Genomic DNA, 7,495 nt, shown 5'->3' on the forward strand with positions numbered 1-7,495 from the left:
TATTACTATACTACGCAACTTATAGAGAGAAGGGATATGATGCTAGATAAATATAAGACTATAGCTAAGGATTTAAGAATAGAGAATAAGATAAAGGATTGTAAGTTTATAACTTCAATTAAAAAAGTAAGGTCAGTTCAAGATGCTCAAGAATTCATCAGGGATATCTCTGATGAATTTTCTGATGCAACCCATAATGTTTATGCTTTTAAGGTAGGCTTAGGTGATAGAGCAGATAAAGGCTGCAGTGATGATGGAGAGCCTGCTGGTTCTTCTGGACCTCCTTCTTTGCAAGCTATTGAGGGTGAAGGAGTGACCAATTTAGCAGTAGTAGTTACCAGGTACTATGGTGGAACTAAGCATGGAGTTGGTGGATTGATAAGGGCTTATGGAGGAGAGGTTAGAGAAGTAATTAGAGTAGCAGGTATAATAGAGAAGGTTCGCTATACTAAGCTCTCAATTTTAGTCTCTTATGATAATATGGGAGGAGTTATCAATGATTTAGAAGGTAATAGAGGTGAGATTGTTAATATAGAGTATAAGAATGAAGGGGTAGTAATAACTGCAATAATTAAGCCTACTTATCTAGAAGCTTTTAAGAAGAGGGTTGTTGATGTGACTAGAGGAGGAGCTAGCTTTGAGTTGGGTGAGGACTACTTTAGGTAAGGGACAGTTAAGAGTAATGTACAATTTACAGTTGACATTTTACAATTAAAATCAAGGTCAAGGGATAGGGGGAAGGGATAGAAGGTAGGTAAGGTGATTTTTGATTTTAGCTTAGGTCTTTAAGACGTTTTACATAATTATATTTGCTAAGGTTAATAATTATAAATACATATATTCATAAATAATATCTATAATTGCAATATCAAAATAAGTATTTATAGAAAAAGTATAAAAAGCTAATTGACATATCTTTAACAGTATGGTATGATAAATTTATCGAATACCAAGAACAGAGGTCGGGATTAAAAGGAGGTTAAATTATGAAGCTTTCAACTAAGGGGAGATACGGTGTTAGAGCTATGTTTGATCTAGCTTTAAACCAAGGAAATGGGCCAATTCCACTAAGGAGTATTGCTGAAAGGCAGAAAATCTCTGAGCATTATCTAGAACAATTGATTGCTCATCTTAGAAAAGAAGGGATGGTTAATAGTGTTCGTGGTGCTCATGGTGGTTATCTTTTAGCAAAAGAAGCAGAAGAGATAACAATTGGTGATATAATAAGAATTTTAGAAGGGCCAATAGCGCCTACTGACTGTATTGCTGATGAGGTAAAAGAAGAATGTGAGAATAGTGCTGATTGTGTAGTTAAGATGATTTGGAAGAAGATGAAAGATAGTATTGATGAAGTTTTAGACTCTATAACTTTAGAAGATTTAAGACAAGAAGCTATTAATGCAAAGCAAAAAGGAGATCAGCATGGATATATGTATCACATTTAGTAAATGAATATTATCTTAAGATTAATAGAATAAATTAGAGTGAAGGAGGAGTTATAATGACTAAAGTATATATGGATAATGGGGCTACAACTCCAGTAGATCCTAAAGTTATTGAGGCTATGCAGCCTTACTTTAGCGAAGTTTATGGGAATCCATCAAGCTTTCATTCTTTTGGGAGAGAAGGAAGGAATGCTATAACTGAAGCTAGGGATAAAGTTGTTGAGTTGATAGGTGCAGACTATACAAAAGAGCTTATCTTTACTAGTGGAGGAACAGAGGCAGATAACTATGCAATTAAAGGTGTCGCCTCTGCTTTAGAAGCTAAAGGAAAGCATATAATTACTTCAGCTGTAGAGCACCATGCAGTCTTACATACATGTAAATACCTAGAGAAGAGAAGAGGCTTTGAAGTTACTTACCTTCCTGTGGATGAGGATGGGCTTGTTAATCCTGAAGATGTAAAGGATGCGATTAGAGAAGATACGATTTTGATTACTATTATGATGGCAAATAATGAGGTTGGAACAATTCAACCTATTGCTCAAATAGGTGAAATTGCTAAAGAAGCGGGAGTAACTTTTCATACAGATGCTGTACAGGCAGTAGGGACTATTCCTGTAGATGTAAATGAATTAAATGTAGACTTGTTATCTCTATCAGGTCATAAGTTTAATGGGCCAAAGGGTGTAGGTGCTTTATATATTAGAAAAGGAACTAGGATCAATAAATTTATGCATGGTGGTGCTCAAGAAAGAAACCGAAGGGCCACTACTGAAAATGTTCCGGCAATAGTAGGTTTGGGTAAAGCAGCCGAGATTGCTATGGAAGGTCTAGAACAGAAACAAGAGAAGTTAGTTTCTTTAAGAGATAAATTGATAAGTGGTATTGAGGAGAGGATTGACCATATTAAGTTAAATGGTCATAGAGAGAAAAGGTTACCTGGAAATGTAAATGTGAGTATTAAATATATTGAAGGTGAATCTATTTTAATGAAGTTGGATCTGGCAGGGATAGCAGCTTCAAGTGGTTCGGCTTGTACCTCTGGATCTTTAGATCCTTCTCATGTACTTTTGTCTATGGGGTTAACTCATGAGGTAGCTCATGGTTCCTTAAGACTAACATTAGGGAAATATAATACTAAAGCAGAGGTTGATCGAGTTCTTGAAGTTTTACCTAAGGTTGTAGCTGATTTAAGGTCAATGTCACCTATATATAACGGGTAGCGAAGAACAATTGATAGTTGATAATTGAAAATTGAAAGTTAAGTTCTTAAGAGCAAAGAATAAAAAATTGGCTGAAGGCTGATCTGAGAGTTTTTAAAAGATAAAAAATCTTTGTAATAAAGATTTTTTGCTGATAGCTGACAGCTAAATAAAAGGGGTGTTACAGATGTATACAGATAAGGTTATGGATCATTTTGAAAATCCAAGAAATGTTGGAGAGCTTGAGGGTGCCGATGGTGTTGGTACTGTAGGTAATGCTAAGTGTGGAGACATTATGAAGATGTATATTAAGGTTGCTGACGATAAGATAACTGATATTAAGTTTAAGACCTTTGGTTGTGGAGCAGCTATTGCAACAAGCAGTATTGCAACTGAGCTTGTTAAGGGCAAGAGTGTAAAAGAAGCTCAAGAGTTGACTAATAAAGCTGTGGCTGAAGCTTTAGGTGGATTACCACCAGCTAAGATGCACTGTTCTAATCTAGCTGCAGACGCTTTAAAGAAAGCTATTGATAATTATCTTGGACTTGAAACTAAGAATGAGTGTGAAGATCATCATCACCATGAGCATAATGACTTCGATCATGGATGTAGCATATAAAAATAATTAATAATGAATAATGTCCAATGTACAATTAATAAGTTCTTAGATCTTAATTGTACATTGGACATTATCAATTCTACATTATAAAAAAGGTAAAGGGTGAAATTTATGTTGGATAAGAATCGTGTAGTTGTTGCAATGAGTGGTGGGGTAGATAGCTCACTTACTGCTGCTTTGTTGAAGGAAGAGGGGTATGAGGTTATTGGTATTACTATGCAGATTTGGCCCTCTTCAGAGATACCTAAGGATAATGAAGGAGGGTGCTGTTCATTGTCGGCGGTAGAGGATGCTAGAAGGGTTGCTAATAATTTAGATATCCCTTTTTATGTGATTAACTTTCAAGATATATTTGAGGAGAAGGTTATTAAGAATTTTAAGGATGAGTATGCCCAGGGCAGAACTCCTAACCCTTGTATAGTCTGTAATAAGGAGATAAAGTTTGAGGCTTTTCTGAGAAAAGCTAAGGAGTTAGGAGCCTATTATATGGCAACTGGTCATTATGCTAAGATAGATGAGAATAAAGAAGGACGCTATATAATTAGAAGGGGAGAAGATCTTAAGAAGGATCAGAGTTATACATTGTATAATATGACTCAAGATCAGCTTAAGCATACTCTATTACCTTTGGCTGGATATCATAAAGAGGAGACTAGGAAGTTGGCCCAAGAATTTGGGTTAAGGGTCTATAACAAGCCAGATAGTCAAGAGATCTGTTTTATTCCAGATGATGATTATAACCGTTTCTTAAAGGAGAACTATCCTCAGATTTTGAAGGAGGGGCCAATTTTAGACGTAGAAGGTAATATACTTGGGCGTCATAAAGGTCTCCCTTTCTATACTATTGGTCAAAGAAAAGGGTTGGGTCTTGAAACTCATAAGAGATGGTATGTAGTTAAGCTTGATAAGGAGAAAAATGCTGTAATAGTTGGTGAAAATGAAGATGTCTTTGCTAAAGAGTTGATAGCTAGAGATATTAACTGGGTAGCCATTGTAGATTTAAATGAGCCTATGAAAGTAACAGCGAAGATAAGGTATAATACATCTGCTGCTCCAGCTACTATCAAACCTATGGATGGTGGGAGAGTTAAAGTATTATTTGAAGAGAGTCAAAGAGCAATTACACCAGGTCAATCTGTAGTGTTTTATAATGAAGATACAGTTGTAGGTGGAGGTATAATAGAATAGACTAATCTTATTTTATAAAAACCCGATTTAGTACTAAATCGGGTTTTTTCAATTATATCTGGGAAAGATATAATTGAAAAGGAGTGATCAAATTATATAAACCCTGTAAATCTGTTGTAGAATCAATCGATTTCTTTGAAGAGAACGAGATTAATAGTATAATTGATTATGGCGCAGGAAAACTAAAAAACTCTATTTATTTAAGTGAGAGAGGCTTTGAAGTTTATGCAGTAGATAAGATGGAGCAATTAGAAAGGTCAAAGAGATATTATTCGAATATAAAGTTAAAAGGGCTAATTGATTATAATAAAATTTCCTCCTATGATTTGAAGGTTGACTTAGTAATATCCAATTTTGTTCTAAATATAATAGAAGGGGTTGAAATTAGAATCAGGTATATAGATAACTCATATTTTAAATTAAAAACAGGAGGTTGTCTATTAATAGAAGTGAGAAGACGACGAGGGATTACCCCAAAGAGCTGTAATAAGGCTTTTAATCAAAATGAATTAAATGAATTAGTCTTATCTAGGGGTTTCAATTTAATTAAAAGTAGATATAGTAAGTATTCATTAGTTGGGTTATATATTAAAGCATCTAATTAAATAAAGTATCAAAAAAGTAATGAAAAAGTAATAAAAAATGATTGACAATGTAGATTAATGGTGTTATTATATAAAACGTTGCATATGAGGTTCTTGCAGTTTTTATTTGATTTCTAAATTATTAAAAAAACTCTTGACCTTCTTTGAGACATTTGTTATACTAATTCTTGTCCTTCGCTAAAAAGGGATTTGTCGGATGAAAGATATTTAGAAGCGTAATTTTTTCTTTTTGAAGTTTTCAAAAACTTCTTGACAATGACTTAGTGATTGGATATAATACTTATTGTCGCTTGTTAAAGAGCGCAAAGAAAATAATCAATTTGGTCTTTGAAAACTGAACAATGTAAATTTTCAACCAAGCCAAGTTTTGTTTGTAAAGAGCTATTTCAAACTCGTAATTAAATGCTTATGCATTTAAATAAATATTTTAATGGAGAGTTTGATCCTGGCTCAGGACGAACGCTGGCGGCGTGCTTAACACATGCAAGTCGAGCGAGAAAGCTACTTCGGTAGTGAGTAAAGCGGCGGACGGGTGAGTAACGCGTGGGTTATCTACCTTTAAGTTTGGGATAACTTCTCGAAAGGGAAGCTAATACCGGATAAACTCCTTTTGGAGCAAAGGCGGCTTTTGCTGTCGCTTAAAGATGAGCCTGCGTCCCATTAGCTAGTTGGTGAGATAAAAGCTCACCAAGGCAACAATGGGTAGCCGACCTGAGAGGGTGATCGGCCACACTGGGACTGAGACACGGCCCAGACTCCTACGGGAGGCTGCAGTGGGGAATCTTCCGCAATGGACGAAAGTCTGACGGAGCAACGCCGCGTGAATGATGAAGGCCTTCGGGTCGTAAAGTTCTGTCCTTAGGGAAGAACACTTTAAGTGCTAATATCACTTGAAGCTGACGGTACCTTTGGAGGAAGCCCTGGCTAACTACGTGCCAGCAGCCGCGGTAATACGTAGAGGGCGAGCGTTGTCCGGAATCATTGGGTGTAAAGGGTACGCAGGCGGTTTGGTAAGTCAGAGGTGAAATCCACCAGCTCAACTGGTGAACTGCCTTTGATACTGCCAAACTTGAGGTTAAGAGAAGAAAGCGGAATTCCTAGTGTAGTGGTGAAATACGTAGATATTAGGAAGAATACCGATGGCGAAAGCAGCTTTCTAACTTATACCTGACGCTGAGGTACGAAAGCTAGGGTAGCAAACGGGATTAGATACCCCGGTAGTCCTAGCCGTAAACGATGGATACTAGGTGTTGGAGGTTCGACTCCTTCGGTGCCGCAGTTAACGCATTAAGTATCCCACCTGGGGATTACGACCGCAAGGTTGAAACTCAAAGGAATTGACGGGGGCCCGCACAAGCGGTGGAGCATGTGGTTTAATTCGAAGCAACGCGAAGAACCTTACCAAAACTTGACATCCCTCTAACTACTTCTTAATCGAAGGTTTTCTCTTTGAGAATAGAGGAGACAGGTGGTGCATGGCTGTCGTCAGCTCGTGTCGTGAGATGTTGGGTTAAGTCCCGTAACGAGCGCAACCCCTATCCTTAGTTGCCAGCGAGTAATGTCGGGGACTCTAGGGAGACTGCCGCGGAAAAACGCGGAGGAAGGTGGGGATGACGTCAAGTCATCATGCCCCTTATGTTTTGGGCTACACACGTGCTACAATGGTCTATACAGAGGGTGGCTACATCGCGAGATGATGCTAATCTCTAAAGTAGATCTCAGTTCGGATTGCAGGCTGCAACTCGCCTGCATGAAGCTGGAATCGCTAGTAATCGCGGATCAGAATGTCGCGGTGAATACGTTCCCGGGCCTTGTACACACCGCCCGTCACACCACCCGAGTCGGGGGCACCAGAAGTCATCGGCCTAACGTAAGAAGGAGATGCCGAAGGTGTGCCTGATAAGGGGGGTGAAGTCGTAACAAGGTAGCCGTACCGGAAGGTGCGGCTGGATCACCTCCTTTCTAAGGAGTTATTTCAACTCTAGTCGTTGGCTGGTTGAATTTACATTGTTCAGTTTTGAGAGACTAAATCTCTCAAACTTTGTACTTTGAAAACTGCACAAATAATAGATTACAATTTTAACGCGTCTAGATTAAGATATTAAGGGCGCATGGTGGATGCCTTGGTGCTAGAAGCCGATAAAGGACGTGGTAAGCTGCGATAAGCCTTGACTAGCTGCACACAAGCTATAACTCAAGGATTTCCGAATGGGAGTACCTGGTAGGTCAATAACCTATCATCTTAAAGTGAATTCATAGCTTTAAGAGGGGAACCGAGTGAACTGAAACATCTTAGTAACTCGAGGAAAGGAAAGCAAAAGCGATTCCCTAAGTAGCGGCGAGCGAAACGGGAAGAGTCCAAACTATAACAGTGTCAAGCTTATGGGCGTTGCTGTTATAGGGTTGTAGGACTATCAGATCTTACCATAAAAAGAT

General features: G+C 38.1%; 6 protein-coding genes and 2 rRNA genes (1 of these 8 only partly in view). All 8 read left to right on the top strand.

Annotated features, from left to right (window positions below; translation table 11 throughout):
* Window positions 1-39 precede the first annotated feature (39 nt).
* Window positions 40-666 (top strand): IMPACT family protein, encoded by a 627-nt coding sequence (locus HALSAC_RS0107225; protein ID WP_027339713.1) that lies wholly within the window; start codon window positions 40-42, stop codon window positions 664-666.
* A 320-nt stretch (window positions 667-986) separates the two neighbouring features.
* Window positions 987-1,445, top strand: a complete 459-nt coding sequence (locus tag HALSAC_RS0107230) for an RrF2 family transcriptional regulator (protein ID WP_027339714.1) — start codon at window positions 987-989, stop codon at window positions 1,443-1,445.
* Between the two features lie 56 nt (window positions 1,446-1,501).
* Window positions 1,502-2,668: a cysteine desulfurase NifS gene (nifS, locus tag HALSAC_RS0107235; protein ID WP_027339715.1), complete on the top strand. Its 1,167-nt coding sequence runs from the start codon at window positions 1,502-1,504 to the stop codon at window positions 2,666-2,668.
* Between the two features lie 166 nt (window positions 2,669-2,834).
* Window positions 2,835-3,266: a Fe-S cluster assembly scaffold protein NifU gene (nifU, locus tag HALSAC_RS0107240; protein ID WP_027339716.1), complete on the top strand. Its 432-nt coding sequence runs from the start codon at window positions 2,835-2,837 to the stop codon at window positions 3,264-3,266.
* Window positions 3,267-3,377: 111 nt separating this feature from the next.
* Window positions 3,378-4,454: a tRNA 2-thiouridine(34) synthase MnmA gene (gene mnmA / locus HALSAC_RS0107245; RefSeq protein ID WP_027339717.1), complete on the top strand. Its 1,077-nt coding sequence runs from the start codon at window positions 3,378-3,380 to the stop codon at window positions 4,452-4,454.
* An 83-nt stretch (window positions 4,455-4,537) separates the two neighbouring features.
* Entirely contained in the window at window positions 4,538-5,059 is a 522-nt protein-coding gene (locus HALSAC_RS15275; RefSeq protein ID WP_051412127.1) for a class I SAM-dependent methyltransferase, read from the top strand.
* A gap of 427 nt (window positions 5,060-5,486) precedes the next feature.
* A 16S ribosomal RNA gene (locus HALSAC_RS0107255) occupies window positions 5,487-7,021 on the top strand.
* 129 nt (window positions 7,022-7,150) lie between these two features.
* Window positions 7,151-7,495, top strand: a 23S ribosomal RNA gene (locus HALSAC_RS17380); it runs 1,860 nt beyond the window's last position.
* Together the 16S and 23S rRNA genes form the textbook arrangement of a ribosomal RNA operon.

Origin of the sequence: Halonatronum saccharophilum DSM 13868 (assembly GCF_000517025.1) — a bacterium.
Lineage (GTDB): Bacteria > Bacillota > Halanaerobiia > Halobacteroidales > Halobacteroidaceae > Halonatronum > Halonatronum saccharophilum.

Coding starts and splice junctions, on each gene's coding strand:
- HALSAC_RS0107225 (WP_027339713.1), top strand. CDS start 40: ATGCTAGATAAATATAAGACTATAGCTAAGGATTTAAGAATAGAGAAT.
- HALSAC_RS0107230 (WP_027339714.1), top strand. CDS start 987: ATGAAGCTTTCAACTAAGGGGAGATACGGTGTTAGAGCTATGTTTGAT.
- nifS (WP_027339715.1), top strand. CDS start 1,502: ATGACTAAAGTATATATGGATAATGGGGCTACAACTCCAGTAGATCCT.
- nifU (WP_027339716.1), top strand. CDS start 2,835: ATGTATACAGATAAGGTTATGGATCATTTTGAAAATCCAAGAAATGTT.
- mnmA (WP_027339717.1), top strand. CDS start 3,378: ATGTTGGATAAGAATCGTGTAGTTGTTGCAATGAGTGGTGGGGTAGAT.